Raw genomic sequence first — 26697 nt, forward strand, 5'->3', positions numbered from 1 at the left:
GTCCGCTTCCCGAACTCCTGCGAATACCGAATCCGCTGAGACGCCCGCGTCCGCGAGATCCGCATCAACACCGCCAACGCATCCGGAACCGACCCGTCGATCCCGTCCAAACCATGCTGGAGCAGCAGATCCGCGATCAACGTATGCGACAACCCGAACACACTGCGCGACACCGCCTCCATCCGCGTCAGCAACGCCCGACGATCCGCATTCGAGACCGCGACAGTATCGCGCTCCCGCAACCGCCCCACCGCACCCTCGATGTCCTCGACCACACCCCGCAACTCCGGATCCGCGATCGGCAACACCACACCATCGAGCAACGACCCACCAGCAGAAGCATCAGTAGGCACCGACGAACCAGCAGGCACCGAAGAATCCGGCACCGCGCCACTCAGCACCGAATCGGCCAACGCCGAATCCGATTCCCCCGCAACGCCATCCCCCGAAAGCATGCGACAAGCCTAACCCACAAATCAGCATTTGTCGAACATGCTTTCGAATGCAATCGGATCGGAGCTGAACACTGCGTCAAATCCGCGGCTATCCCGTCGTGAAGGTACGTATCGTGTCGATCTCCAGCGATGCGGGCTTGAACTCGACGAACACCACACCGTGTCCGGAGTCGAAATCAACTGTTGCACTGACGGTTCTGCCCGCAGCGATGAGTTTCCGGAAGGATGCGCCTGGCAGCCCGCTGCCTGCGGATGCGGACTCCAGAGCATCCGAGGCCACTTGCTTTCCCCGGCGACCGACGGATCGAAACCCAGACATGAAACCGAAAACGCCTGATATGCCTTGATTCCCGATCAGCTGTGGCGTCAGGACTGCCGATGCTCGCAGCCCAGCGAGCCCGGCGCCCATCAGCTGCCGAATCATGACGCCGAGTTCCCAGTGCGCGGCGAGCCGGGAGATCTTCAGCGAACCGTCCTCCACGACGAGGTCGTATCGCAGATGCATCGGAACGTTCAAGGTTGCACCCGTGGACATCACGGTCGTCAGTGACAGATCGCGAACGACGGACATACCGGAGACCACGTCGTTCTCTACGTGGAATTCGATCGTGTTCGGAGCGATGAACGTGTCGTAGAACCGCTCGATCTGCTCGCGCCCTCGATGCGGCCGTGATCCGACCGGATCGTTGACGACCCCGTCACGCGTGTACAAATCGACCCATGCGGTGCGGTCGTGCACCGCGACGGCAGCAGGTGACCCATTCACGACAGCCAGCAGTTCCTCGGTGGTGAACACACCATCGAAGCTATATCCAGCACCGAGGTCCAGTCTTGAAATCAGCGAGATCGAAAGTGCCCGAAACGGAATCCACCCACCTCGAAGCGGGTTGTCTCTGGCATGACTATCGGAGTAGCGCTGAACACGGTGGACACGGGCAACGCGGTGGACGACGTCGTCGAGCAGGCGAGGGACGCGTCGACCGCTGGGGTGGGTTCGGTCTGGTTCGGTCAGCGATTCGATTACGACGCAATCACTCTCGCGGGCATCGTAGGCCGGGAGGTTCCGGATCTGAAGGTCGGAACGTCGGCGGTGCCGATCTTCGCGCGTCATCCACTGACCGTGCTGTCCCAGGCGCAGACTGTCCAGGCGGCTACTCAGGGCCGGTTCCAGCTCGGGCTTGCCCTCGGCGCTCCCCAGCTGGTCGAGGGCTCGTTCGGAATTCCGTACGAGAGGCCCGTCGAACTGGCACGAGAATTTCTGCAGGTCGCGCGCTCGCTCGTCGAGACCGGGACTGCGGATCATCACGGTGAGCTTCTGACCGCGGCGCCGAAATATCCGACGACTGTGGCCGGGGCAGGTACCGACCTGCCGCTGCTCGTCGCCGCAATGGGTCCCCGCGCGCTCCGCGCGAGTGGAGAGCTCGCCGACGGCATCCTGCCGTTCCTCGCGGGCCCACGCGTGCTGGAGAACAGCATCGTCCCCCAGGTTCAGAAAGCCGCGGCCGACGCGGGACGGCCACCTGTACGCGTGATCGCGTTCATCGCGGCCATCGTCACCGACGACGTCGACGCCGGGCGTGCGGCAGCCGAGGAGGCCACGTCCCTGTACGACACCATCCCGTCCTACCAGCGTGTCATCGCGGACGAGGGGCACGAACGCGCAGCCGACCTCGTGCTCATCGGCTCCGCGGCGGAAGTCCGCGCAGGCGTTCAGCGGTACTACGACGCCGGAGCGACCGAGGTGGTACTGACACAGTCCGGCCTTCTGGGTCGTGAGACGCAGCGCGAGACCTGGGCCGCGGTCGCGCGCTGACGACTATCCGGCGCTGACGGCTCGGGGCACGTCGGCGCGCAACGTGAAGTCGGTGACGAACTCACCGTCCTGCGGAACGAAACGCCGTCGTGGATCGTAGTTTTCGACGTCGAAGCGGTCCAGCGTAGGTGAGTGCGTCGTGACGGCCATGGTGCCGCCGTCGAGGTCGAATTGCAGCAGCCGCTGGAAGCCTGCGGTGCGTTCGCCGTCGACCTCGAAGTACTGGTAGTCCGCGAGCAACTGCACGACGGTCCGGTCGGTGTCTCCGATCTGCCGGTCGACGACCGTAGCCTGCCCGTCGACGTGTCCCGACAGCACCAAGAACACCGAATCATGCGGTACGACAAGGCGGTTCCAGATCTGTTGCCCCGAACTGGCGCCGATGTCGCCGAACGCCATCAACTTCTTCTCACCACCCTCGTCGAGGTAGTAGTGGGTGCCGATGACGACGTTCCGGTCCGGATGATCGTCGAGCACCTGCTCCGCCCACTTCATGACCTTCTCGGGTGGGTTGTATCCGATGTAGAGCATCAGGAACTTCACCCCGGCGATGTCGACGAGGTCGTAGTGGGCCGAATTGTCCTCGGCCGTGAAGGAATTGCCCCACCACGGCTGATCGCGGTAGCGCTGCGGACCGAAGTATTCGTTGTAGAGCTCGTGATTCTGCTCGTGCATACCCGGCACGAGTTTGCCGGCGACGTTCCACAGATTGTCGTGGTTGCCGGGCAGCACCCCGTGGGGAATTTCCGCGTCCTCCAGGATGGTCATGGCCTTGCTGGCAGCCTCGAATTCGATGCGGGACTGCATATCCGGGCGTCCCGGGCTGATCCAACTCTGGATGATGTCGCCGGTGTGCATGCTGTAGTCGATGTCGTACTTCTCGGCGTTGTCGACCGTCCACTGCGTCATGTCGTCGTACACCGTCGGGTCGTCGCGGGAGACGTACTGAGTATCCGTGATGTGTTGCAACGCAAAGTCGTACGTTCCCGGTTTGGCGAACGACCCATCGGGTGCCGCGTTGTCTTCGGCGAACGAGCGGTCCGCGCGCGGACTGTCGACGATCATAACGTCCACCTCGTGACCGATCTTCTCGACACTGGCAGTGAGGTCGATCGCTCCGCCCGGGGTCGAGGGTTTCGCCGTCGCCACCGCGGGGCCCCAGTCGTCATCGCCGGATCTGCGGACATGCATCGCCAGATCGTTGGAGTTCACGGATGTTCCGGTCCAGGACAATTCGGCGGCGGAGACACCCGGCGCGAACGTCACCGTGTAGCGCAGGTAGGGGAACTCGTCCCAACCCGAGGTCCGCGACGACGAGCCCGTGAACTCGTCTCCGTTCATGACACCCGCCACCATGTCTGCCTCGATCGGCGCGGGTTCGGCCGAAAGGCCCAGGGCGGGAACAGCCGCAGCGGGTGCCTGAGCGGGCACCTTCGAGGGCCCGGCGACGGCATCGGCCCCGACGAGCGCACACGCGACAAGAAGTGTCCCGACGGTCGATGCGGCTTTCACTCCACCGAGATTACCTGCGCCTTCGGCGCCCGTGCGCGCACAGTGACAGCGGAGACCAACTATGCACGCACGGGCGGCGCAGCCGCAGGCAGCGCCTCGGCGACGCGAGTGAGTCGGGCCGCCGCATCGCGCACTCGCTCGATCTTGTCGGTGAGCGCGTCGCCCTCGAACGCTTCGACGCGCCCGCCGATGCTGATCGACGCCACCGCGGTGCCGTCGCGGCCCAGGATCGGTGCGGCGACGGCTGCGACACCCTGCAGGTAATCGGAGTTGCTCACCGAATACCCGTTTTCGCGTACAGCATCGAGGTGTTCGGTCAATGCGTCGACGTCCGTGAGAGTGCGCTCGGTAAAGGCGGAGAGGTCACGGCGAAACCATCTCTCGCGCAGAGTATTCGAGAAGGCAAGCATCACGATCGGACCGGCTGCGGCGTGATACGGCATGACCGATCCGATGTTGATCCCGGCGACGAGGAGCGGATTGTGGCCCTCCAGTCGGTCGATGCACACAGCGCCCTCTTCGGCGGGAACCATCAAATATGCTGTGTCACCGAAGGTTTCGGCGAGGCTTTCCATGTACGGTCGCGCCGCCGCGCGGATGTCGACTTGTACCAGTGCAGCCGAGCCGATTTCGAACAACGGCATCGCCACGCGGTACGACCCGTCGGGCGTGCGGTCGACCCAGCCCGCATGAATCAGTGTCGTCATCAGTCGGTGCACGGTCGTCTTGTTCATACCGCTGGCCGACGTCAAGTCGTTCAAGCTCCAGGTCGGTCGCGCGGCGTCGAAATGCTCGAGCAGGGTGCACGCCTTCAGCACTGCGCCGACGATGTCGCGGCCTTCGGACTCGATGGGCGCAGCCATGTTCACTCTCTCCTCGGCTCGGCAGTGTCTCTTCGCGATGGGGCCAGGTCATCATACGAACAGCAACCCAGGGGAAGCTGCCTTGACATGTGACGACCACCACTCTAGCTTCAATCACGCGATCTGCGGAATGCGTTCCGCATTACGGAATGGACGGTGATCATGACAGCAACAACTCCCACCCTCAAGGACCTGACGATGCAGGGCTTGGTCTATGCACCCGGCGTCTGGGACGGGCTGACTGCGCGACTGGCCGAGCAGGCAGGTTTCAGCGCGCTGTGCGCGTCCGGGTTCGCGGTGTCGGCGTCGCTCGGATTGCCGGACGCCGAGCTGTACACGGCCACGGAGAACCTCCAGGCAGTACGGACGATCCACGAATCCTCTGCGCTTCCGCTGGTCGCCGACATCGACACCGGGTATGGCAATGCCGTCAACGCGGCCCGCACCGCGTCCAAGTTCGTCGACGCCGGTGTGCAGGGCATGTTCATGGAAGATCAGGTGTCGCCGAAGTCGTGCCCGATCTGCGTCGGCGACCCCGTCGACCTCATCACGGTCGAGGAGGCGACCGGCAAGATCCGCGCAGTACGCGACAACATTCCCGACGACGTTCTGCTCATCGCACGTACCGATGCACGAGGCGACGACGCGATCCGCCGAGCCCAGGCGTACGTGGACGCAGGCGCGGACATGATCATGCCGGTGACGAAGACGTTCGAGACGATCGAGCAGTGGGAGCGTTGCCATGACGAGGTGGGAGTGCCCCTGATGGCAACGCTGACCGCATCCACGTGGACCGAGCGTGATTTCACGCCCGAGGTGCTCGAGCGAATCGGGGTACGTCTTGCGCTGCTGCCGACGCAGATCTTGATGGCGGCGACCGGTGCGGCACGAGAAGCGTTGCGACGCTTGGCCGGTGGCGAGGCGGCCGCGTCGGTCAGCGCCGACGCGTTGCAGCACCACGAGTTCGTCGACCTCATCGGCTTTCCCGAGGTCGAGGCGAAACAGCGCAAATATCTACCTGCAGAATCGAATCGGTGACTTTCATGGGTTTCACGATGACCGAGAAGATCCTCGCGAGGACGACCGACGCCGACACCGTACGGGCCGGCGAGAATCATGCAGTTCGACCGGCGCGCATGATCGCGTACGACTTCCCCGGGTACACCGACGTGATGTTCCGCCAGATGCGCGACGACTTCGGCATCGTCTCGCTCGAGGACCCGTCCCGCTACGTCGTCTTCATCGACCACATGTTGACGAAGAACAACGACAAAGAGGCCGAAGTACACCAGGTCACGCGGGACTGGTGCGAGTTCTACGGTATCGAACTGCACGAGGGCCGAGGCATCGGACACCAGCTGACCGCCGAACTGGGACTTGCCGTTCCGGGTGACTTCCTCGTACATTTCGACGGTCACATCAGCGGAATCGGCGCGTTCGGCGCGCTCGGCTGGGGAATCCGGCGTGACCTCATCGAGGCATGGGTGTCCGGCAGACTGTACGTCGACATTCCGGCGACGACGCGATTCGACCTCGTCGGCGAGTTCGAGCCCGGTGTGGACAGTCGAGATCTGGTGCACACCATCATCGATCTCGTCGGCGCCGACGGCTGTGCCCACCAAGTCATGGAATTCGGCGGTCCCGGTGCACGGAAGATGAAGATCGACCACCGCCAGGGCCTGTGCGGCATGGCGATGTTCACCGGCGCGGTCTCTGCTCTGTTCGAGCCCGACGACCTCTCGCTCGCCTATGCGAAAGATGTTGCGCGCGAAAGTTTCACTCCGGTCCATCCCGACGCCGACGCGTCGTACGCAGCGCGGTACACCATCGATCTCGCGACAATCGTGCCGCGCGTCGTGCAGCCGGGTTCGGCGCGTGCGGCCAACACCAAGACCGCGACCGAGGTATCCGGAACGCCGATCACCAAGGCGTTCATCGGATCCTGTGCCAGTGGGCGCATCGAGGATCTGCGTGCGGCGGCTCTCGTCCTGGATGGCAGGTCGGTGGCTCCTGGCGTCGAACTGAACATCGTGCCGACGTCGCAGAAAGTGCACGACCAGGCCGAGAACGAGGGAATTCTCGACGTATTACGCGCAGCCGGTGCGCACATCGCGGTGTCGAGCTGCGACTTCTGCTTCGGCTACCAGAAACCGCTCCAGGCCGGTGAGAACTGCATTTCCACTGGTGTGCTCAACATTTCGGGTCGCATGGGCAGTTCCGACGCGAACATCTACATGGGATCGCCGTATACCGTGGCGGCCAGCGCTGTGGCCGGATCCATCAGGGAGTTCACGTCATGAGTGCGTACCCACCCCCGCCCGACATCATCGAAGGCCGCGTCGCGTGGATCTTCGGCGACGACTTCGACATCGATCTGGTCGTCGGAGTGTCCAACATCAAGTCCTACGACCCCGACCACCTGCGCAGCGTGTGCATGAAGGCATACGACGAGGGGTTCGTCGAGCGAGTTCGTCACGGCGACATCATCGTCGGTGGACGTAACTTCGGCTACGGGCATCCGCACTACCCACCGATGGTGGCACTGCGCAACGCGGGGATCTCTGCCATTGTGGCAGAGTCGTTTTCACCCGGATTCTGGCGCGGCGAGACCTTCAACGGGATGCCGCTCATCACCGTTCCTGGAGTGTCCACGGCTGTCGAGACAGGCGACAGTGTGACGCTCGACTGGCGCACGGCGACACTCCACGTCGACGGCGCCCCTCTCGTCGGCGCGCCGCCGAATGCCAGAACCATCCAGGTCATCGAGGCCGGCGGCTCGTACGAACTTCTCCTGAGAGAACATTCCCTCACTCACCAAGGACAGAACCGATGACGAATGTGGAACACCCTGCCGCGCAACTGAGTCCCGCGTCGAAAGACAAGGCCACCACTGCCCGACGTGCAGCCATCGCCGGCGGCGTCGGCACCCTGATCGAGTACTACGACTTCGCGGTGTACGGCTTCCTCGCCGTCGTCATCGCGCCGTTGTTCTTCCCGTCGACCAGCCCCGGTGTCTCGATTCTGGCCACACTGGCGGTCTTCGGCGTCGCCTATGTCGCTCGTCCGCTCGGTGGAATCTTCTTCGGCAGGCTCGGTGACAGGCGCGGACGCAGGTCGGCGCTCGTCATCACCGTCGTCTGTATGGGAATCGCCTGCGGCATACTGGGCTTGCTTCCGACTCATTCGTCGGTCGGCGTGCTCGCGCCGATCCTGCTGGTGCTCATCCGGCTCGCGCAAGGGTTCTCTGCCGGCGGCGAGATCGGCGGCGCCGCAACGTACATCGCCGAGTCGGCGCCGCCGAAGCGTCGTGGATTCTACGGTTCGTTCACACCGATCGGCTCGACGCTCGGGTTCGCCGTCGCCGCAGCGGTAGTCGGCCTCGTCGCGCTCGGTACGACGGACGAGCAGATGGCGTCGTGGGGATGGCGTATTCCGTTCCTGTTGGCGCTGCCGCTTGCCGTGATCTGTCTTCGGGTGCGGTTGAAGCTCGAGGACAGCCCCGAGTTCGAGGAGATGGCCGAGAAGAACCAGGTCACCAAGAGCCCGCTGTCGGACGTCGTCAAGCGAAATCCGTTGTCGGTCTTGCGCGTCATCGGAATCGCGATCGCAATGAACGGGTCCGGTTACATCGGGCTGACGTACTTCAGCGTGTACCTCATCAAGGATCTGGGATTCTCGAAAGACGCCGTGTATTGGACGTCGGCGATCAGTATCGCGTTGGCGTGTGCGACATTCCCGCTCAGTGGCATGCTGACCGACCGATTCGGACGCAAGCCGGTGTTGCTCGGTGGCTACCTGGCGTACGTCGTCATCGCGTTGCCCGCGTTCATGATTCTCGGCGCGACCACCAGCATTCTCGTCGTCGGAATCGTCTACTTCGTGTACATGGTGCTCAACGGAGTCGTGCAGGTGCCTGCGTTCCCACTGTTCACGGAACTGTTCCCGCGTTCGGTTCGCTACACCGGTGTGTCGCTCGGGTTCAACATCGGCACGATCGCGGCAGGCGGCACGGCGCCGTACGTGGCCGCGCAGCTCGTGGAGTCGACCGGAAATGCGATGTCACCCGCCTACTGGGTGATCGGTGTCTGCCTCGTCGGTGTCGCGACCGTGCTGACCATCCGCGAGACCGGGAAGTCGTCGCTGCCGGTCTAGTGCGCGCGCGGCGCCCGTGCGCGCATAGTTGGTCCGGGCATCAACTATGCACGCACGGGTGGCGAAGCCGCATAGGCTCTCGCACATGCGCACACCGGATGTCAGGATCGGAATCTCCGGCTGGACCTATGCGCCTTGGCGCGGCGACTTCTACCCGAAGGGCCTGCAACACCGACGCGAGCTCGAGTACGCGTCGGAACGCCTGACGTCGATCGAGATCAACGGAACGTTCTACGCGATGCAGAAGCCGGCCAGTTTCACCAAGTGGCGCGGCGAGACGCCCGAGAACTTCGTCTTCGCAGTCAAGGGCGGGCGTTACATCACTCACCTGAAAAGGCTTGTGGGAGTGGAGGCTGCGCTCGCGAACTTCTTCGCTGCGGGAGTTCTCGGGCTCTCCGGCAAACTCGGCCCGGTGCTCTGGCAACTGCCGCCGAACCTGCAGTTCGACGCCGCCACTCTCGCGAACTTCTTCGAGCTGCTGCCGAGGACGACGTCGGAGGCCGTCGAGCTCGCAGGAAGGCGCGACGACAAGCTGCCCGACGACCGTGTTGCACTGGGGTACGACGTCGACCGTCCGGTGCGGCATGCACTCGAGGCACGCCATGAGAGCTTCGCGTGCGACGAGGCGGTGGAACTGCTCCGGGCACACGATGTGGCGTTCGTCGTCGCGGACACTGCCGGGCGGTATCCGTTCGTGGATACGCCGACGTCGAACTTCATGTACGTCCGCCTGCACGGGGACAAGGAGCTCTATGCAAGCGGATACGACGACGCGGCGCTCGACGCCTGGACCGAGCGCATTACGTCCTGGACCTCGGGTGGAATGGACGTCTTCGCGTACTTCGACAACGACATGAAGGGCTTCGCCCCGTACGACGCGATGCGACTCATCGAGAAAGTAGGGCTTTCTAGCTGAATCTAGCCTTGACGGTAGAGCGCGCTAGTTTCCAGTATCGACTGCAAGAGCTCCCGAGGCAGCGCCAGCGGCGGCATCGAGTTCAGCTGAATGGTCTCGTCGGATCGATCGGACTCGCTCTTGATCTCGGCAACCTCGTCGTGCAGGCGTTCCATCGTGATGTCGAGGCGGTTCGCGCTGTCGGCCGCGTCGGTCAGTTCGTCGAGGAGCGGTGTGGGGATGGTGCCGTCGTACTTGTAGAAGATCTTGTGCTCGAGGCTGGCCCAGAAATCCATGGCGATGGTGCGGATCTGGATCTCGACGGGGACGGGCTGAACTCTGTCGCTCATGAACACGGGGACCTCCACGATGAGGTGAAGACTCTTGTAGCCGTTGGGTTTCGGATTCGAGATGTAGTCCTTCACGCCGAGGACCGTGACGTCGCTCTGGTTCGACAGCATGTCGGCGATCCGGTAGGTGTCCGAGATGAAGCTGCAGGTGATCCGAATACCCGCGATGTCGGAGATGGTGTTGCGGATGTCGTCGAGCGTGAGCGGGCACTTCTTACGACGAGCCTTCGTGATGATGCTCTCGGGCGTCTTCAGCCGTGATCCGACGTGTTCGATCGGGCTGTACCGATGGATGTGGGTGAACTCTTCTTTCAGGATGTTGATCTTGGTCATCAGCTCGTCGATCCCGAACTTGTACGACATCATGAACCGGGTGAAGTCGCCTCGGAGCTTGTCGAAATCGCTGCTGCTGTCCATGTGATCGATTCTGTACCACGAGGTCGTCAGTGCTGGTCGGCGCCCCGTGAGTCGAAACTCGCGTCCGAGCAGCGAACGCCGAGGGGCGGTGTGAACGTCACGTCCCCGCAGGTTCTGCACTCGTGTGTGCGGTGGTGGCCGCGTCCGCAGGAGCATGCCCTCGACCCGACCAGTACGGTTCGTGGGCCGAGGGCATGACCGCGAGCGCACCTGCACGGAGCGCTCTCGGCCCATCGATCGCCCAATCGATGGAGCGTCGCGGAGGCGTCGACACGTTCGACGCCGGCGTCGTCGGGTAGCGCCATGCTCTTCTGCCGCCCATGTTCGTGGTCTGGACCGTCCGCAACCTGAGTTCCGGACGGCTCGGTCAGCCTAGCATGCATTCGAACGTATGTTCCCATTGCTTCGATCCGGTTGAGGTTCTACGGTTGTTCGTAATTACGGAATTACCGAACAGATGGGAAGTCATGCGACGCATCGCGACAGCATCCGCAGCCTGTGCCACTCTTCTCGTGCTCACCGGTTGTGCGACTGGCCAGGCGGATCAGGCAGACCAGCCCTCGGACTGCTCTCCGGCCACGTCCACCGACCTGGCCACCGACGAGGGTTGGCTGGGTCTGATCGCGCAGGCGCCCGACACCGTCGGGCTCGTGATCGACGACGGCAGAGGTCGAACCGTCGAACATCGGGCGGGCGAGGAGCAGGTGCTGGCATCGGCGATGAAGGTGGTGCACCTCAGCGCGTACGCGAAGGCGGTTGCCGACGGGGATGTCGACCCCGATGAGCAAGTCTCACTGCTGGATTGGGAGCGATGGTACGTACCCGGTACGGACGGTGGCGCGCATCCGGCCGCGCTGGAGCGCCTCGGAATCGCGAACGACGGCATCAGCGCGACCGACCTCGACGCGACCGTCCGGCTCGACGACATGGTGACCGCGATGATTCAGGAGAGTGACAACGGGGTCCCCGACTACCTTCGCTACCGGCTCGGTGACGAAGCGTTGAAAGATGCTGCCGCAGCGGGTGGGTGGGACGGATTCACTGCACCCACGCTCGTCGGCGATTCGTTGTCGCTGCTGGATCCAACTCTGGCAGAAGGGGATCGTTGGGAGACGGCGAACCGGTGGGCGTTCGATCAGCCGTTCCGGGACAGTGTGAGTGCGTCCGCCCGGATTCCGAGTTACGACGAGCAGGTCGACGGCGTCGAAGCCGCGTTCACCCGTGGATCGGCGGAGCAACTGACGTCGTTGTATCGATCGTTCGCCGACGGTAGCTTCGGACCGGGAGCGGACACCGTGCTGCGTCATCTCGAGTATCAGCCCGCGCCGGACGGTGCGCTCGGACTCGGCTTCAAAGGCGGAAGCCTGCCCGGAATTCTCACGCAGGCAATGGAACTGCGTCGCGACGACGGTACCGTCGCAACGGCAGTGTGGCTCGTCGACGGTATGCCGGCGGACCGATACGAAGCAGCCCTCGGTGCGATCACGGTGCAGCAGGGTCTCATCCTCGACGCCATGAGCTCGTCCGACGCTCTCGACCGGATAGCCTGCGTCGTGTGAGTGACGACGTCGAAACACGGCTGGCCCGTCTGGAAGCGCGGGTCGCACAGCTGGAGGGCCGGGATAAGCCACCCCATACTTCTCCGTCGGGCGGGTCGGTTGCGTATCAGGGCGACGTGCACCTGCACGGTGACGTCGAATGGTCCATCGGCTACTCGCCCGACGCGATACTCGACCTGTCCGTGGCACGGACGTCGGAGGTACTCGCCTCCCTCGGGCACCCGGTGCGTCTGCAGATCGTGCGGACCCTGCTGCGAGGCCCGGCCAACGCGTCGGCGCTGCAGGAGGCCGTCGAGCTCGGTTCGACCGGGCAGGTCTATCACCATCTGAAGGCGCTGAGTTCGGCTGGTGTCGTCGAACAGCACGCGCGAGGTGAGTTCCGGATCGCGGCCACGAAGGTTGTGCCGCTGCTGGTCTCGATGCTGGCGGCGGCGGATATTTCGGGTGAGCTACGCACGTGAGCGAAAATGTGTAGAGGGCTATACATTTTCACTCACGACGGGTGACTGCGATGAGAAACCGCGACGACGGGTGTCGGTACAGGTAACTCCCTCGTCCCACTCACATCGGAGAAGACAATGACTGCACCGACCGCACCGACGGCTCAGTCGCGCACCGCCGCCCGCATCGGGTGGGCTCTGACCGCACTCATCGCGATCTTCCTGGTCTTCGACGCCGTGTCGAAGCTGATGAACGTCCAACAGGTCAAGGACGCCACCGTCGATCTCGGGCTCCGCGACGACATGATTCCCGTCATCGGCGTCGTACTTCTGGTGTGCCTGGCGCTGTACCTCGTGCCGCGCACCGCGTTTCTCGGAGCCGTCCTGCTCACCGGCTACCTCGGCGGCGCCGTGCTCACCAACTGGCGCGTCGACAAGCCACTGTTCAGCACGGTTCTGTTCGCCGTGTACTTCGGCATCGTCGTCTGGGGCGCGCTGTACTTGCGCGACCCTCGCGTGCGTCAGGTCATGCCGCTGGTGCGCTGACGGCGCTGACGCGCATGTGCACGAAAATACATGACCCGCTATGTATTTTCGTGCACGTGCGGCGAAGTCGCCCTACTGCGCTGCGTACCCGCCGTCGACGAGGTGGTAGCTGCCGGTGATGAAGCCGGCGGCATCGCTCGCGAGGAACGAGACGAGGCTCGAGACCTCTTCCGATGTGCCGAGTCGACCGAGAGCGTGCTTGGCCTCCAACGCCTTTCGCACGTCCTCGTCCATGTTGGCGACGAGCAGCGGTGTGCGGATGAAGCCCGGGCCCACAGCGTTGACACGCACTCCGGCGGCGCCGTATTCGAGTGCGGCGGTTTTGGTGAGGCCGAGGAGTCCGTGCTTCGCAGCCACGTAGCTCGCGGAGTTCGCGATGCCGACGCTGCCCAGAACGGACGCCATGTTGACGATCGATCCACCGCCCGCTGCTGCGATCGCGGGGATCTGCTTCTGCATTCCGTAGAACACGGCGTTGAGGTTGACGTCGATGACCTTGCGCCAGCTGTCGACGGAGACCTCGCCGACGGGCAGGGGCTCCCCACCGATCCCGGCGTTGTTGACGGCGATGCGCAGTGGTGCGAGATCACCTGCGGCGGCGACCATCGCCTCGACGTCCTTCAGGTCCGCGACGTTGCCGACGAACGGTGCTGCTGCTCCGCCTGCTGCGGTGATCTCGTCGGTGACCGCCTTGGCGTGATCACCGTTCAGATCCGCTACCAGCACCGATGCACCGTTGGCGGCAAGTTCCAGCGCGACTGCTCGACCGATGCCGGAGCCTGCTCCTGTGACGATTGCCGAACGATCCGCGACGTCGTACGTGGCCATGACGACCCATCTCCCTTTGTTGAAGCTTGAACTAAGTATCTATAGAAGCATAATAGTTAGTAGGGCTCACGTATTCCGTGGTGTGCGTCACCGTCACCGAAAGCGCTCACCAAGTGGCGACCAAGTGGTTCGGGTGAACCTTTCGCCATGAACATCACACCTTCACTCCTGTACAGGTTGAGCGGCGTCTCCGTCATCGTCGCTTTCGTCCTCAACATGATCGGCGGCACGATCCACCCCGTGGTGGGCGGCTGGGCGCACTCGGTGGAAGCGCTGAGTCAGCCCTTCAACCCCTACGCGCAGTACTTCCTTCTCCTCGGAACGCTGCTCCAGTTCCTGGGGCTCCCGGCTGTGTACGTCTGGGTGTCGAAGAAGGCAGGACTGCTCGGCCTGATCGGCTTCGTCCTCTACTTCTTCTCCAGCATGCTGGTCATCGTGCCGCACCTGACAGTCGAAGCCTTTGTGTCCGTGCCGATCTCGAATGGACCGGAGATCGCGCACTTCCTCATTCCCGACGACGATTCGCTCTTCGCGGCGCCTGCATTCCAGAACCTGCAACTCGTGGCAGGCCTGGCTTTCATGGCCAGCATGCTTCTGATGGGCATCGCGCTACTGCGTTCGCGGGCTGTGCCGGTGTGGATCAGCATCGTCATGATTCTCGGTGCAATCGTCCTGTTCGTCCCGCTTCCGCAGGCGCCGGTGCTGACCGGTCTCGTCATCGAAATTCCACGAGGCCTGGCCATTGCGGCGATCGGTGTCCTGATGATCAAGGGAAGGAACGACGCCGAAATCAGTGAGACCCGCGTCGACGCAGTGACTCGATAAGACGATCCCCCGAACGCTCGAACTCCTCGGCGGCAGCACTGTCGCCGAGGAGTTTCGCCGTTGCGGCCAACGCGAAATCGACTGGGCCCGAGTAGAAAGCGCCGGAATTCAGGCCGCCGATGCGTCCAGCGAAGGGCAACAGCTCGCCGTGAATACGACGCGACGCCTCGACGTCTCCGAGCCTGGCCGCCGCGTGAGCCGAGTACGTCGTCATGCCCAGCCAGTAGTAGTCCCGCGCGTAGGGCCGCGCATCCGACCACAACGCGCGTGCGCGTTCGACGTCACCGCTGTCGAGCAGTGCGACGATCAACGGCAGGCGAAGGCTGTGTGGACGCATCGACTCGACAGCGCTCAATTCGTCGACCATCGGTGACAGGTCATCGAGATATGTTGCGACGCCGAGCCTTCCGATCATCGCGATGAAGTAGGCGACGGCATTGCCTCCGGCCACCATCTGATCGGCGATCTCGGCGTATCTGGTGAGAGCGACGTCGGTTCTACCGGTCATGATCTCCGACGCGGCCTCGTAGATCTGCAGCACGCTGAGCATCTCGCCGAGTTGGTGACCCGATGCATGCCGGATCGCCGACGCGGCACTTCGCTCGGCCTCGTCGAGTTCCGTTGCGGCACAGTGTGACAAGAAAGCATAGTAGTGTGCCAGCGACGTGAAGCCTGCGTCGCCATGTGCGGCGGTCAGCAGTTCGTCGGCAATCGAGGGCAGTCGATCGGCAAGATCTGGCCCGAGCGCCGTGTACCCATATGCGTTCAACGCGTGGCACAGCACCTCCGGTGTTCCGGCTTTTCGCGCGATCTCGACGGCCTGCGTGGCGGCCGCGATGGTGGCGTCGACGTCGTCGCCCTCGATTTCGAACACCAACGCGACCAAGAGCAGCGCCCGGTCGACTGGCGGGAGATCATCTGCGGCAAGCAGGGTTTCGATGGGCGCGACGACCGATCGATCGACCTCTATCTCCGGCCGAATCGACCAGACAACCGGCGCTGCCCACGCCGTCAGCGCTGCGATCAGTTCAGAGCGCCCGATGCCCGACGCGATGTCGATTGCCCGTTGGCGTTCGGATCGTGCCGCCGCGGTCTCCCCCGCTCGGGCGAGTGATCCGACGAGGGGTAACAGCAGCTGGAGGAGGGATTCACGGGGCGCGTCGACGGCCTGATCGTGCAACGCGACAGCAGAACGCCACAGCACCAATGCTTCTCGATGCGAGCCCATCGCATCGGATCTACGAGCGGCATCGACGGCGTACGGCAGGACATCGAGCGCCGTTGTCGGTGTCGCGGACAGGATTGCGTGGTGTGCAAGCGCCGCATGATCGTGCGGTGTGTGGTCGGCGAGAACCCGTAGCGCGGCGCCGTGCATGCGTGTGCGACGCATCAGCGGTAGCTCGCCGTACAGCGTGTCCCGTACGAGGGCATGTGCGAACCGCACACGGTCCGGCGATGGTTCGACGAGAAGTCCTGCCAGTACGGCGGGTTCGAGTGCGTCGAGCAGTGCATCCTCGGAACGTTCACTCATCGCCGCGAGAATTTCGAGGTCGACATCGCGGCCCAGCACCGACGCCCGCCTGAGTGTCGTGACGCTGTCCCCGGGCAAGCGAGTGATGCGACGGCGCAACACATCTCCGATACCGTCGGGGACCACAGATCGAGCTGCCTCGGGTCCCTCCGACAGAATCAGGCGTGCGAATTCCCGGACGAACAAGGGGTTTCCGTCTGTCCGCTCGATGAGAATGTCCAGTATGTCGCTGGTGGCGTCGTAGCCTGTCTGCTTGGCCACCTCGGCTACTGCCGCGGGTGGTAGCCCGTCGAGATGGATGCGCGACGAGCCGGCGCCCGCAGTGGCGCCCCACGTCGTCTCCAGTTCGGGCGAGACCTCGGATGTTCGAAATGTCGCCACGACAAGCACTGTCGTGGTCGTGAGCGCGGCGACCACATGACGCAGTATCTGCATCGTCAGCTCGTCCGCGCGGTGGCAGTCGTCGAGAATCAGCGCCACTGGAGCATCGTCGGCGGCAAGGCTCAGGTAGTCGGAGAGCCCCTTCGACAACCAGAATGGTTCGACGGCACCAGTTTCCGTGTCCGACGTCAACGGCAGCAACAGCTTCTCGACGTGCCCCGGCATCGGAAGACGGTGCTGCAGCGCCGTCGCGATCTCCGCCCATGGCCAGCCGGGCGGGGTGCCGTCGACCTCGCGGCAACGGCCCCACGCCACGGTCCACCCGTCGGCGTCGAGATGTTCGACGACGTTCGACGCCAACGTCGTCTTGCCCTGACCGGGCTCGCCGCCAACCCACACCACTTCGAGGTGGCCGGATGCAACGTCTCTCGCGATACCGAGGACGGTCCGTGTTTCGTCCGGGCGGCAGTTGACGTCGCGAGTTGCTTCGGGTTGCGCACGGGGCGTGGGTCTTTCGACGCGTTGCGGTGCCGCAAGATGCGGACTCTGCGCGAGTATGTCGGCTTCGAGGGCCCGGAGTTCGCTTCCGGGGTCGATGCCGAGCTCATCGGCGAGGTATCTGCGTGCGCGGCCGATCGTGTCGAGTGCGTCGCCCTGCCTGCCTGCGCGGTACTGGGCCAGGGCGAGCAGGTGAACGGGTCGCTCTCGACCGGGATTGTCGAGGACGTGGTGCGTCAGATCGGTGACGACGACGGCCGGAGACTCTCCCAATTCCAGAAGTGCCTGCGCACGCTCTTCGACTGCGGTGCGCTGGAGTTCGTCGAGCCGTGCGATTTCCGGTGCAGCCCAGGACGTGTTGGCTACTTCCTGATACGGGCGTCCGGTCCACCGGGCTAGGGCGTCACCGAGGAGCGTGAGCCGTTCTTCGGGGTCGCCGATGCGGAGTGCAGTAGACAGCAGCTGCTCGAAGTGCCACGCATCGACGGCATCGACCGGCAGATCGAGGGCATACCCGGGCGACGAGCTGATCAGAACGGTCGCGGGAGTGCGAGGCTTACGGTCGGGCTCGAGAACGCGTCGTAGATTGGACACGTGGACCTGCAGTGCCGCCAGCGCTTTCGGCGGCGGCTCACCGGACCACAGGTCCTCGATGAGCAGATCCGTGGACACGACCGCACCTTTCGCCAGAGCCAGACGCGTCAACACCGTGCGCCTGCCGGGACCTGCGAGGTCGACGGCACGGCCGTCCCGCTGCGCACGCAGCGGGCCCAGTACGTGTATCGACAGCGGGTGCGAGGTACTCATGATGCCTCGCAGAATAATCGCTACGTTGCAGATGCTCTCGCTGCGAGAAAGGCCTCGGGATCGATCAAGTCTGCTTGACCGACGATCGACCCCAGATCCGCGATGCGCTCGATACCCGTCAGCACCATTTCTTCTTCGACGGTTCCTTCGGCGTAGCCGTAGTAGCAGGTCGACGTGGTGTGCTTGTGGTCCTTGTCGATGCGGTTGGCGCGGCCCTCGATCTGCCGGATGTCGATCGGAGTCCACCGGGGGTCGTGGATGAGCGTGACACGTGGGGCGGCCGTCGACACCGTTTTCTCGGGGAGAAGAAGCTCACCCGCGTGCAGGTTGATCGCACTCGTCGTCGTCGAGATGATCACCCGAGCCGCGCCGGTCTGGAAGCGTCGGATTTCGATCTCTTGATCCGCACTGCTCATGCTGCCGTCGACGACGGCGACGTCGAGGCCCTCCTCGCGCAGAGTCTCGGCAAGCGCCGCCACGGACTCGCGGTAGAACATCGACACAAAGACCTGGTTGCCGTCGCGCACCCACGACCGAACCTGATCGGCCGACGCCGGAATCCTCAGGTACGAACACTTCTGGCGAAACCGCAGCGCCGCGGCCCTGGTACTGGGGTTCTTCTGCAGAACCCGCTTGCCGCCCACTGCTTTCCACAATGGAAGGCCCAGCTCCTTGCGGTAATCCACCCACGCGGAGTTGTAGAGCCGCTTCTGCGCTGCCGTCAGTTCCTGGCCGAGCGGCTCGCGCGGCGTCGGCGGCGACGGACGCGAAATCGACCACGGGACAGAGCCTCCCGCGAGCCACCGGTGGATGGTGCCGATGTCGCGTTCGCGTCGGGCAGCGTCTTCCGGTTCCCACCGCCACGTCTTCAGGCCGCCTGCCTTGCCCTCCTTGAGAGCGAATCCGGCGTCGGTCAGGAACGTTGCCCACTGGGTGGTGACGGCATAACCCAGCGAATCCTCGTCGAGGATGGGCTCGTTACCGCGGCTCTGTTCGATCGCACGTGCCATGTACGCGAAATGCATCGGTTGGTAGCCCGGCGTCGCGGACATCCACACGACCGCGCGCGCTGCCTCCTGGTACCGCCACAGAATCTGCGACTGCTGCGATTCGATGTTCATCAGCGCGTGGGACTCGTCGGCGATGACGACGTCGATGTCGAACCGCAGCTCACCCAGTGCGATGGTCCGCTTGTTCTGTGTCTTCTTGCGTTTGCCCAGGTCGGTGTCCTCGGGGACAGTGAGCAGCTTCTTCGTCGACTGGTAGGTGACCAGAAGCCAGCGCCTGCGCTCGGTGGGATCGACGTCGGCCTCGGTGTCCGCGATGGTGCGTCGCCAACCCGGCAAAGCGCCTTTGGGCGCGACGACGAGGACGGTACTGACGTCGTCGGGCATCTGCCTGACGGCCTCGCAGACTGCCAGCGTCTTACCGAGGCCGGTCGAATCCATCTGTGCGAAGTACGGGAACCCGTTCTCCATGGCGTCCAGCTGCCGACGGACGGACTCGAGTTGCGTTTCGCGTGGGCGCATCGACCGCTCGTGGACCACCTCGGGTCGCCACTCCTCGTTCGCGTCGTCCTCGACCCATCGCTGCAGGCTGTAGGGCATCGACTCGAACGAGGACAAGCCGTCGGGAAGCTCGGTTCCGTAGTACGCGAACACCCGCGGGCCGGGGTGCCACCGCGCGCCCGACGCCGATGCGAGTGTCCGGTCCTCGAACGGGACGTCGAGAACCCACACGCGCTCGCCGGGGTCAGGTAGACGCAGGTCGGGAGAGACGGTCTTGCGCACAGCCCGCTTCCGGGGAGCTGCCTTCTTCTTGGTGCTACTCGTCGACTGCTTGAACTTACGAGCCGCCGCGCTCCTGCCTGCGCCGACGGTACGAGCAGTGGTGGTCGGCTTGCGTCTACGAGGTGGCACGCACACACCGTAGAGCACGGCACCGACACGACTCCGATCAAGCAGGAGGGGCAAAGAATTCGAGTGCGATGTTGTCGGGGTCGCGGAACGACAAGCCCGATCCGTAGTGGTCGTGCTTGATGCCGGAGTGGTCGATCTTCAGCTCGTCGAGTCTGGCCGGCCATGCTTGCAGTTCCTCCTGCGTGCACCCGAAGCCGACGTGATCGAGTCCGACGCGATGCTCGTCGAACGGCTCTCCCGCAGAGTGGCCCGGATGGGTGTGCAGTCCGAACAGCATGCCACCGCCGATGGCGAACACGGTGTGATGGAAGTTGCCGGAGTCCTCGTCGAGGACCGGGTCGGAACCGAACAGCCGCGAATACCAGGCAGTGCTGGCACTCAGGTCGGAGACGGTGATCGCCACATGGGCGAGTCCTGGAAACTCGGGCATGACACACATCCTTCGAGTCGACGAGGCGTTGATCTCACGCTAGGTGCGCGACCTCGTGTGCACTGGCAGATGAGGGTGAAACCACCCGACAGGACAGGTGAGAACCTCGTCGGTACGGTTCAGCGCATGACGGAGAAGACGCCGGTGGCGGTGGTGCTGGTCCACGACCGCGATCCGGCCCTCGGCTATCGCAACATCGGCACACTCGTTCCCGAGTTGCAGGGGCGCGGGTACGAGCTCGAGGTGCATTCGTTCGACTACGGGCGCGACGCGATACCGCCCGACCTGGACGACGCTGCGATGGTCGTCGTCATGGGCTCGCCCGACGCCGCGTACGACGACGGTAACCACTGGATCGGCCCCGAGATCGCGTATCTGGAGGAGGCTGTCGACCGCAACGTCCCGATTCTCGGCGTCTGCTTCGGCGGGCAGCTGCTCGCGAGGGTGCTCGGCGGAACCGTCGCGAAATCGCAGTTCCCGGAGCACGGCTTTACCGCGGTGAAGACCGAGGACGCGGCTCTCGAAGGTCCATGGATGGAATTCCACGAGGACACGTTCGATGCCCCCGCGGGTGCGACCGTGGTGGCGCACAACGACGCAGCTCAACAGGCCTTCGTGTACGGACCGCACCTCGGTCTCCAGTTCCACCCCGAGATCGACATCGACAGTTTCGAATCGTGGGCCGACGCCTGGGTACGCGACAACGTAGAGCAGGACGACGCTCTCGTCACCGCGATCCGTGAGGATCTGAAGACCGGCGAGGCCGACGCCCGGAAACGATGCAGTGCGTTGCTGGATGCGTGGCTCGAAGTGGGGTAGGCCCTATTACGGTGGGGGCATGAACTTCAGCGACCATCAGATCGGCATCTATGCACAGGGCATGTTCACCGATCAGAGGCCGGAGATCACGACCAATCTGGCGAAACTCGAAGAGCAGGCTGCCGCGACGCTGACCCCCGAGGCGCTCGGGTACATCGTCGCGAGCGCCGGAAGCGGGTCGACGGCACAGGCGAACCGCGACGCGTTCGATTCCTGGCGCATCGCCCCGCGAATGTTGCGCAGTGCCGCCGAACGTGATCACGGGGCGACGATCCTCGGCACGCAGGCGCCCGCACCGTTGATGATCGCGCCCGTCGGGATTCAGACGCTCGCGCATCCGGACGGCGAACTCGCGACGGTCCGCGCCGCTGCGGCACTCGGCGTGCCCTACATTCACTCGACGCAGGCGTCGCACTCGTTCGAGCAGGTCGCCGAAGCCGGCGGCGACTCGCCTCGCTGGTACCAGTTGTATTGGCCCACCGACGAATCCGTGCTGCTCAGTTTCCTGGCTCGCGCGAAGGACACCGGTTTCACGACGCTCGTGTTGACCCTCGACACCACACTCCTCGGCTGGCGGCCCGCGGATCTGGACCGTGGGTACCTGCCGTTCCTGGCGAACCTCGGAATCGAGAACTACTTGTCCGACCCGGCGTTCCAGGCGGGACTGGAGCAGCCCGTCGACGCCAATCCCATTGCTGCCGCGATGCATTGGGCGCAGATGTTCCCGAATCCGGGCCTGAACTGGTCGCAGCTGGCGTTCTTGCGTCAGCACTGGGACGGCCCGATCGTGCTGAAGGGAATCTGTACCGTCGGGGACGCTCGATCTGCGTTGGAGCACGGCGTCGACGGCATCGTGGTGTCGAATCACGGTGGACGTCAGATCGACGGTGCACGTGCATCTCTCGACGCGTTACCCGACATCGTCGACGCGGTCGGCGATCGGCTGACGGTACTGTTCGATTCCGGTGTGCGCACCGGCGCGGACATGGCCAAAGCCCTCGCCCTCGGGGCCGACGCGGTGCTGCTCGGCAGGCCGTTCCTGTACGGTCTCGCGCTAGGTGGTCAAGCGGGCGTCGAACACGTATTGCGTTGCATACTCGCCGAATTCGATCTCGTCACGAGCCTGTCGGGTCACACCGGTGCCGCGGAGCTCGGTCGCGAATCGGTGGTGCGCGCATGAGCCCGGCGTGGGTGCAGCATGCGCTCTGGTGGCAGGTCTACCCGCTCGGTTTCGTCGGTGCGCCCGTTCGGGATTGGGACGGGACCTCTTCGGTAGACGAACACAAGTTGCTCAAGGTCGTCGACTGGCTCGACTACGCAGTGGAACTGGGAGCGTCCGGAATCGCACTCGGCCCGATCTTCGCGTCGGAGGGCCATGGCTACGAGACGACAGACCACTTTCGGATCGACGACAGGCTGGGCACCGCAGAGGATTTCGACGCGCTGGTCGTCGCGGCGCACGATCGGGGCATGCGCGTCATGCTCGACGGCGTGTTCAACCATGTGGGACAGAGCTTTCCGCGTTTCCAGCAGGCGTTGCGCGACGGTTCGAGTTCCTGGTTCCACCTGGACTCCTCGGGTCGACATCGCAACTTCGAAGGCCACGACGAGCTGGTGACGTTGAATCACGACAGCGAGGAGGTTCGGCAGTACGTCGTCGACGTCATGACGCACTGGCTCGATCGCGGGGCCGACGGATGGCGTCTCGACGCGGCATACGCTGTGCCGTCGACCTTTTGGGCGTCGGTGATACCGCGCGTGCGCGACAAGCATCCGGATGCGTACTTCCTCGGCGAAGTCATTCACGGTGACTACGCGGAGATCGTCGGACGCAGCTCTCTCGATTCCGTGACCCAATACGAGCTGTGGAAGGCGATCTGGAGCGCGATCTCGGAGAAGAACTTCTTCGAGTTGTCCCATGCGCTCGGCAGGCACAACGAGTGGTTGGAGACGTTCGTGCCCGCGACGTTCGTGGGCAACCACGACGTCAATCGCATCGCCAGCACGGTCGCCGACGAGCGTCATCTCGCGCACGCACTCGTCGTATTGTTCACCGTCGCAGGCACGCCGACGGTCTACTACGGCGACGAGCAAGGCTTCCGCGGCGCAAAGGAGGAACGCGTCGGTGGCGACGACGAGGTGAGGCCCGAATTCCCGTCGAGCAAGGACGATCTCGCGCCGTACGGTTGGCCGATCTTCCACCTGCACCAGGAGCTGATCGGCCTCAGGAGGCGGCATTCGTGGTTGCATACCGCGCGCACCGAGACCGTCGAACTGACCAACACCGCTCTGGCCTATCGCGTGTTCGACGGAGAAGAACGGCTGCACGTGGTGCTCAACCTCGGAGACGACAGTGTCGAATATCGGATCAGTGGACCGGTGCTGGCAGGCGAGGCCACGGTTCAGGGTGGGTACGTGACGGTGGCGCCGCACGGGTGGGTCGTGCTCGGCTAGCGCCTTCTACGGCTATCTAGATGTCGCGCTAGATAGCCGTAGAAGCTCCGATATGACTACACTCGTCTCTCGACACGGGGTGCCGCTGCACGGCGGCTGAGAACACACCCGTCGAACCTGATCTGGCCAGCACCAGCGTAGGGATGTCTATGTCTGAGCTGTGCCTTCGAAAGAGAGGCGCATACCCATGAAGTTCGAAGAGCAGACCGTTCTCGTCACCGGCGCAGGCCGCGGGCTCGGATCCGCGATCGCCCGGGCGTTCGCAGCGCAGGGCGCACGCGTCGTCGTCGACTACCGGCGCAGCGAGGAGGCCGCCGAGAAGTTGGCTGCCGAAATCGGTGGCTTCGCTGCGCAGGCCGATGTCACGGACGCGGCACAGGTCGACAGGCTGTTCACCGCGGCCGAGAAGCACTTCGGCACACCCGTGACGACCGTCGTCAATAACGCACTCGCGGACTTCTCGTTCAACGGCGACGCTCGCAGCAAGGCCGACACCATCTCGTGGGCGCAGTTCGACTCCCAGTTCCAAGGCGCCGTCCGCGGTGCATTGACGACGACGCAACGCGCGATCCCCGGTATGCGTGCGGCAGGATTCGGTCGCATCGTCAACGTCGGCACCAACCTGTTCCAGAACCCGGTCGTCCCGTACCACGACTACACGGCGTCGAAAGCTGCACTGCTGTCCCTGACGCGCACTCTCGCAACCGATCTGGGCCCCGATGGCATCACGGTCAACATGGTGTCGGGCGGACTGCTGCGTACCACCGACGCCAGTGCCGCGACGCCGGACGAGGTGTTCGACTTCATCGCCTCGTCGACACCGCTGCAGCGTGTCGTCACGCCCGAGGAGTTCGCCGACGCCTTGCTGTTCTTCGCGTCCCCGTGGTCGCGGTCGGTGACCGGGCAGAATCTCGTCGTGGACGGCGGATTGGTCAAGGGCTGAAGCATGTTGCATCTCAACGCTTTTCTGTTCGGCTGTGGTCATCACAGTGCTGCGTGGCGTCACCCCGACTCGCGCGTCGAGGATCTCGGTGACATCGCGTACTACGAGGAACTCGCGCGAAGTTCGGAGCGCGGCAAGCTCGATGCCGTGTTCTTCGCCGACGGCCACTCGGTCCGGGACCCTGCCGGTGCCGGAACGTGGTTCCTCGAACCGATCACGGCGCTGTCGGCGATGGCAAGGGCGACAACGCATATCGGTCTCGTGACGACGATATCGACGACGTTTTACACCCCGTTCCACGCGGCCAGGATGCTCGCGTCGCTCGATCACATCAGCGGTGGTCGCGTGGGCTGGAACGTCGTCACCTCGATGTTCGACGCCGAAGCACGAAACCACGGTTTTGACGAGATCCCCGGCAGGGCAGAGCGATACGCGCGTGCCGAGGAGTTTGTCGACGTCGCACTCGCGTTGTGGGACACATGGGATGCCGACGCACTCGTGCTCGATCGCGAGGGGATGTACGCCGACCCGACGAAAGTCCATTCGATCGACCACGACGGCAAGAACTTCCGGGTCGACGGGCCGTTGACCGTCCCGCGCTCGCCGCAGGGTCGGCCGGTCTTGTTCCAGGCGGGTGCGTCGGGCCAGGGTCGTGATCTTGCGGCTCGATACGCCGAGGCCATATACGCTGTGGCGTATGATATTTCGGCGGGATCGGACTACTACGCCGATGTGAAGGCCCGAATCTCGAGCGCGGGTAGAGACGCGTCGACGGTGGGCATCATGCCCGGCCTCGTCACGTATGTCGGTTCGACGATGGACGAAGCACGCGCCAAGAAGGCCGAACTGGATGCGTTGTTACCCGTCGAACAGTCGCTTCGTCAGTTGAGCATGTTCGTCGAACAGGACTGCAGCGACTGGGAACTCGATGCGCCGGTGCCTTCGCTTCCGCCGATCGAGGAATTCACCGGGCCGCACGGCAGGTACGAGACGATTCTGCGGATCATCGCCAAGGATGCACCTACTGTGCGGGAGTTGCTGGGAACCCTCGCGGCAGGCGGGGGCCATGCGACGATGATCGGCACACCCGAATCGATCGCCGACGAGATCGAAGCCTGGATCGACGCAGGCGCCGCGGACGGTTTCAACCTGATGCCGCCGCTGTATCCGCACAGCCTGACGGAGTTCATCGACCATGTCGTGCCGATCCTGCAGGAGCGCAGGCTGTTTCGGCGTGAGTACACGACCTCGACGTTGCGGGATCACCTGCGCTGACGCACCCGTGCGTGCATAGTTGGCGTGGGGACCAACTACCCGCGCACGGGTGGCGAAGCCACAAAACTCCTCGTCAGCTCCGCGATCTCCGACGCATGGGAGATGGGTGACCAATGCCCGGCGCGAATCTCGTTGCGCGTCAGGTCCTTCACCCATTTCTCGGTATCGTCGTAGTGGAACGGGCGCACCGCGACGTCCTCGGTGTTGACGATCAACTGCACCGGGACGTCGACGTAGCGCTCTCGTGGCTTCGTCAGGCGCGGGATGATGTTGGCGCGGTACCGGTTGGTACCGTTGACAGCATCGGACCATAGCGTCGAATTCTGTTTCACGAGAGCAGGATCGACGTTCGAGAACTCCTGGAGAAACGCGGGCCACCCCTTGGCGAACTGCCGCTTGATGCGCAACGTCGACAGTCCGGGAGTGTGGAAGGTCACCGTGTACCAGGAGGCGCGGGTCTGCGCGAGTACCTGCTTGATCCCCGTCCATGTCGGCCGAGACAGTCGCGAGCGAGACCATCGAGCGAGGTGGTCCAGATTCGGACCCGACACCGACGTGTACGACGCGATGCGTTCGGCCGCGCGAGGCTCGCCCGCCGCTTCCCAGACCTCGACGGCGCCCCAGTCGTGGGCGAGAACGTGGACCGGACGGTCGGGGCTGACGGCGTCGATCACCGCATAGAAGTCGCTCGCGAGGCTGCTCAGCCGGTACGCGGACTGCTCGTCGGGCACGGTGCTCTTCCCCGCACCGCGGGTGTCGTAGGTGATGATGCGGAACTCGTCGGCCAACAGCGGGACGATGTGGCTCCACAGATCGTGCGTGTCGGGCCAGCCGTGCACGAGGACGAGCGGATCGCCGTCGGGGTTGCCGGTCTCGAACACGGCGAGCCGCATTCCTTCGTTGACGACGAACCTTTCGGTAACCATGCGAAGTGACTCTACTGTGAACGGCGGTTACATGTACATAGTCTGTCGGTGGTGCCTGC

25 protein-coding genes, 1 pseudogene and 1 riboswitch are annotated in these 26697 nt (G+C 64.1%); of the genes and pseudogenes, 16 read left to right on the forward strand and 10 right to left on the reverse strand.

Features of this window, described 5'->3' with window-relative positions; all coding sequences use genetic code 11:
* Window positions 1-455: pseudogene (locus CHB96_RS28590) on the reverse strand (hypothetical protein); the annotation flags it as partial.
* Between the two features lie 88 nt (window positions 456-543).
* Window positions 544-1251, reverse strand: coding sequence for a nuclear transport factor 2 family protein (locus tag CHB96_RS28595; RefSeq protein ID WP_089252756.1), 708 nt, complete (start codon window positions 1249-1251; stop codon window positions 544-546).
* Window positions 1252-1353: 102 nt separating this feature from the next.
* On the opposite strand from CHB96_RS28595, the gene CHB96_RS28600 reads away from it, so the two are divergent.
* A complete protein-coding gene (locus CHB96_RS28600; protein WP_089252758.1) occupies window positions 1354-2268 on the forward strand; it encodes a TIGR03564 family F420-dependent LLM class oxidoreductase in 915 nt (304 codons plus the stop codon).
* Window positions 2269-2271: 3 nt separating this feature from the next.
* Here the strand turns inward: CHB96_RS28600 and CHB96_RS28605 are convergent, their stop codons facing one another.
* On the reverse strand, window positions 2272-3780 hold the full coding sequence (locus CHB96_RS28605) for a metallophosphoesterase (protein ID WP_089252760.1): 1509 nt from the start codon (window positions 3778-3780) through the stop codon (window positions 2272-2274).
* Between the two features lie 59 nt (window positions 3781-3839).
* Window positions 3840-4643 (reverse strand): IclR family transcriptional regulator, encoded by an 804-nt coding sequence (locus tag CHB96_RS28610; RefSeq protein ID WP_089252762.1) that lies wholly within the window; start codon window positions 4641-4643, stop codon window positions 3840-3842.
* A gap of 162 nt (window positions 4644-4805) precedes the next feature.
* On the opposite strand from CHB96_RS28610, the gene CHB96_RS28615 reads away from it, so the two are divergent.
* The 5 genes from CHB96_RS28615 (at window position 4806) to CHB96_RS28635 (ending at window position 9711) form a co-directional block, all read left to right on the forward strand.
* Complete coding sequence (locus CHB96_RS28615) at window positions 4806-5681, forward strand: isocitrate lyase/PEP mutase family protein (protein WP_089252818.1); 876 nt, start codon at window positions 4806-4808, stop codon at window positions 5679-5681.
* Window positions 5682-5686: 5 nt separating this feature from the next.
* Window positions 5687-6943 (forward strand): 3-isopropylmalate dehydratase large subunit, encoded by a 1257-nt coding sequence (locus CHB96_RS28620; RefSeq protein ID WP_176444558.1) that lies wholly within the window; start codon window positions 5687-5689, stop codon window positions 6941-6943.
* Window positions 6940-7476, forward strand: coding sequence for a 3-isopropylmalate dehydratase small subunit (locus CHB96_RS28625; protein ID WP_089252764.1), 537 nt, complete (start codon window positions 6940-6942; stop codon window positions 7474-7476). The genes CHB96_RS28620 and CHB96_RS28625 overlap by 4 nt, the downstream gene beginning before the upstream one ends.
* The gene (locus CHB96_RS28630) at window positions 7473-8795 is read left to right on the forward strand and encodes an MFS transporter (RefSeq protein WP_089252766.1); all 1323 of its coding nucleotides are present in this window, start codon (window positions 7473-7475) and stop codon (window positions 8793-8795) included. The genes CHB96_RS28625 and CHB96_RS28630 overlap by 4 nt, the downstream gene beginning before the upstream one ends.
* An 85-nt stretch (window positions 8796-8880) precedes the next feature.
* Complete coding sequence (locus tag CHB96_RS28635) at window positions 8881-9711, forward strand: DUF72 domain-containing protein (protein ID WP_089252768.1); 831 nt, start codon at window positions 8881-8883, stop codon at window positions 9709-9711.
* Window positions 9712-9713: 2 nt separating this feature from the next.
* Here the strand turns inward: CHB96_RS28635 and CHB96_RS28640 are convergent, their stop codons facing one another.
* Window positions 9714-10457 (reverse strand): GTP pyrophosphokinase, encoded by a 744-nt coding sequence (locus tag CHB96_RS28640; protein ID WP_089252822.1) that lies wholly within the window; start codon window positions 10455-10457, stop codon window positions 9714-9716.
* Between the two features lie 122 nt (window positions 10458-10579).
* On the opposite strand from CHB96_RS28640, the gene CHB96_RS29910 reads away from it, so the two are divergent.
* The 4 genes from CHB96_RS29910 to CHB96_RS28655 all read left to right on the forward strand — a co-directional run bounded on the left by CHB96_RS29910 (window position 10580) and on the right by CHB96_RS28655 (window position 13002).
* Entirely contained in the window at window positions 10580-10756 is a 177-nt protein-coding gene (locus CHB96_RS29910) for a hypothetical protein (RefSeq protein WP_176444555.1), read from the forward strand.
* A gap of 168 nt (window positions 10757-10924) precedes the next feature.
* Complete coding sequence (locus CHB96_RS28645; RefSeq protein WP_089252770.1) at window positions 10925-12016, forward strand: serine hydrolase; 1092 nt, start codon at window positions 10925-10927, stop codon at window positions 12014-12016.
* Entirely contained in the window at window positions 12013-12477 is a 465-nt protein-coding gene (locus CHB96_RS28650; protein ID WP_089252772.1) for an ArsR/SmtB family transcription factor, read from the forward strand. The genes CHB96_RS28645 and CHB96_RS28650 overlap by 4 nt, the downstream gene beginning before the upstream one ends.
* A 117-nt stretch (window positions 12478-12594) precedes the next feature.
* Entirely contained in the window at window positions 12595-13002 is a 408-nt protein-coding gene (locus tag CHB96_RS28655) for a DoxX family protein (protein ID WP_089252774.1), read from the forward strand.
* A gap of 72 nt (window positions 13003-13074) precedes the next feature.
* On the opposite strand, the gene CHB96_RS28660 is transcribed toward CHB96_RS28655, so the two are convergent.
* Window positions 13075-13830 carry an SDR family NAD(P)-dependent oxidoreductase gene (locus CHB96_RS28660; RefSeq protein WP_089252776.1) on the reverse strand — a complete coding sequence of 252 codons (756 nt, stop codon included), beginning with the start codon at window positions 13828-13830 and terminating at the stop codon, window positions 13075-13077.
* 147 nt (window positions 13831-13977) lie between these two features.
* On the opposite strand from CHB96_RS28660, the gene CHB96_RS28665 reads away from it, so the two are divergent.
* Entirely contained in the window at window positions 13978-14655 is a 678-nt protein-coding gene (locus CHB96_RS28665; RefSeq protein ID WP_089252778.1) for a hypothetical protein, read from the forward strand.
* On the opposite strand, the gene CHB96_RS28670 is transcribed toward CHB96_RS28665, so the two are convergent.
* The 3 genes from CHB96_RS28670 to CHB96_RS28680 are packed head-to-tail and all read right to left on the reverse strand — an operon-like array spanning window position 14621 to window position 20221.
* Window positions 14621-17872 carry an ATP-binding protein gene (locus CHB96_RS28670; protein ID WP_089252780.1) on the reverse strand — a complete coding sequence of 1084 codons (3252 nt, stop codon included), beginning with the start codon at window positions 17870-17872 and terminating at the stop codon, window positions 14621-14623. The genes CHB96_RS28665 and CHB96_RS28670 overlap by 35 nt on opposite strands.
* 20 nt (window positions 17873-17892) lie before the next feature.
* Window positions 17893-19791, reverse strand: coding sequence for a helicase-related protein (locus tag CHB96_RS28675; RefSeq protein ID WP_089252824.1), 1899 nt, complete (start codon window positions 19789-19791; stop codon window positions 17893-17895).
* Between the two features lie 37 nt (window positions 19792-19828).
* The gene (locus CHB96_RS28680) at window positions 19829-20221 is read right to left on the reverse strand and encodes a VOC family protein (protein WP_089252782.1); all 393 of its coding nucleotides are present in this window, start codon (window positions 20219-20221) and stop codon (window positions 19829-19831) included.
* A 126-nt stretch (window positions 20222-20347) separates the two neighbouring features.
* On the opposite strand from CHB96_RS28680, the gene CHB96_RS28685 reads away from it, so the two are divergent.
* From CHB96_RS28685 to CHB96_RS28705, 5 genes are all read left to right on the forward strand, one after another.
* Window positions 20348-21040 (forward strand): type 1 glutamine amidotransferase, encoded by a 693-nt coding sequence (locus CHB96_RS28685; RefSeq protein ID WP_089252826.1) that lies wholly within the window; start codon window positions 20348-20350, stop codon window positions 21038-21040.
* A 19-nt stretch (window positions 21041-21059) separates the two neighbouring features.
* The gene (locus tag CHB96_RS28690; protein WP_089252784.1) at window positions 21060-22220 is read left to right on the forward strand and encodes an alpha-hydroxy-acid oxidizing protein; all 1161 of its coding nucleotides are present in this window, start codon (window positions 21060-21062) and stop codon (window positions 22218-22220) included.
* On the forward strand, window positions 22217-23494 hold the full coding sequence (locus tag CHB96_RS28695) for an alpha-amylase family glycosyl hydrolase (protein WP_089252786.1): 1278 nt from the start codon (window positions 22217-22219) through the stop codon (window positions 23492-23494). The genes CHB96_RS28690 and CHB96_RS28695 overlap by 4 nt, the downstream gene beginning before the upstream one ends.
* A 65-nt stretch (window positions 23495-23559) precedes the next feature.
* Window positions 23560-23655, forward strand: a riboswitch (TPP riboswitch).
* A gap of 26 nt (window positions 23656-23681) precedes the next feature.
* Window positions 23682-24437, forward strand: coding sequence for a 3-oxoacyl-ACP reductase (locus tag CHB96_RS28700; protein WP_089252788.1), 756 nt, complete (start codon window positions 23682-23684; stop codon window positions 24435-24437).
* A 3-nt stretch (window positions 24438-24440) separates the two neighbouring features.
* Window positions 24441-25712, forward strand: a complete 1272-nt coding sequence (locus tag CHB96_RS28705; RefSeq protein WP_089252790.1) for an LLM class flavin-dependent oxidoreductase — start codon at window positions 24441-24443, stop codon at window positions 25710-25712.
* 35 nt (window positions 25713-25747) lie between these two features.
* Here the strand turns inward: CHB96_RS28705 and CHB96_RS28710 are convergent, their stop codons facing one another.
* Entirely contained in the window at window positions 25748-26638 is an 891-nt protein-coding gene (locus CHB96_RS28710) for an alpha/beta fold hydrolase (RefSeq protein WP_089252792.1), read from the reverse strand.
* Window positions 26639-26697 lie beyond the last annotated feature (59 nt).

The sequence above is a fragment of the Rhodococcoides kyotonense genome, assembly GCF_900188125.1.
GTDB classification, from domain to species: Bacteria; Actinomycetota; Actinomycetes; order Mycobacteriales; family Mycobacteriaceae; genus Rhodococcoides; species Rhodococcoides kyotonense.